This window comes from Thiolapillus sp. (assembly GCF_048562965.1).
Lineage (GTDB): Bacteria > Pseudomonadota > Gammaproteobacteria > Chromatiales > Chromatiaceae > Thiolapillus > Thiolapillus brandeum_A.
This window is the reverse complement of sequence record NZ_JBHNMF010000900.1, coordinates 1-1158: the sequence shown is the minus strand read 5'-3', so window position 1 is coordinate 1158 and position 1158 is coordinate 1. Positions and strand designations below refer to the sequence as shown.

Below are 1158 nucleotides of genomic sequence, written 5' to 3'. Positions count from 1 at the left end.
TAATGAGAGAAAGTGGCACCGTTGTGACCCATACCGGAGAAACCAAAGACATTTCGAAGCCGGTTTCTACCACGGGCGATAGAATCGAGAAAAGTTACGGTACCCCTATTTCAACCTTGGAGTCCTTGGCAGAGCACGATGATCTGCTTAGGAAAAGCTAGGTTTTTGCACCGTGGATTGCAATAAGCCGATAATTCACTCTGTCCAATTTATGCTAGATTTCTTATCCAATCGACTGACTTGTATCAGTTGTGCTAATTCAGCAATCTCTTCTTCGGATGCAAATGGAACTTGGGCCAAAATAACTTTCCCTTCTCCTGAGAGCCTTGCCGCCAAATGACCTCTGCCAAGCAAACGTTCAGCGCCAGGTTCATCAAGAACCAGCATAGAGTTCTTCTTATCTGCAACCTTTAAAACCAGCCGGTTTGTCAAATTTGCTCGGAGTTGCATCGGCAAGGCATCTTTATCCGGTCGTTGTGTGATCAGGACAAGATTGATTCCTGCTGCCCGCGCCTTAACGCCCAAGCGGCTTGCATTCAAATCAACGGCATCTCTGTACTCGTTAATCATCATCCAGTCTGCTAACTCGTCATGGAACAACCAGATTCGTGGAAGCTGCTCGGATGGTGGGACTTTGCGATTGTAGTTATCGAGCTTGGTGACACCGGCCTCCGCAAGAAGACGGTTTCTTCTTTCCATCTCGGCCACCAATTCTTCGAGAGCCTGGATGGCTTCATCCTGCTCGGTAATGAGGTCTCCATCGAGATGTGGCATGTTTCGCAGCCAAGGAAAATCAATCCCGGCCTTGGGATCAATCATACGGATGCGTGCTTTTTCAGGAGAGTTTGTTGCGCATATATCCAATAGTAAAGACTGAACCAATACACCTTTACCACTCCCGGTTTCACCGGCTATCAAGGTGTGGGGGCCATGAGGCTGGTGCCCGCCGAATTCGTTGCCGACATTCAAATATAAGATTTCACCATCAGCTTCTTTCGCACCTAGCAGTAAGCTGGTGTTGGACTCCGGTGCTGATGAGGGAAGTTGCCGTCTTCGCCAAAGATCCTGCAACCGCAGGATTGCTCGGTGCGGTCGTTTGACCATGATGATAATTTCCATTGGAGCAGCAAGGACATTTATGACATCAACAGCGTGGGA

The 1158-nt window shown here is 48.5% G+C and carries 1 protein-coding gene; it reads right to left on the bottom strand.

The window, feature by feature from the left end:
- Nucleotides 1-195: 195 nt before the first annotated feature.
- Nucleotides 196-1158, bottom strand: a 963-nt coding sequence (locus tag ACOCD2_RS21020; protein ID WP_293653374.1) for an FtsK/SpoIIIE domain-containing protein, incomplete at its 5' end; no start/stop codon positions are given.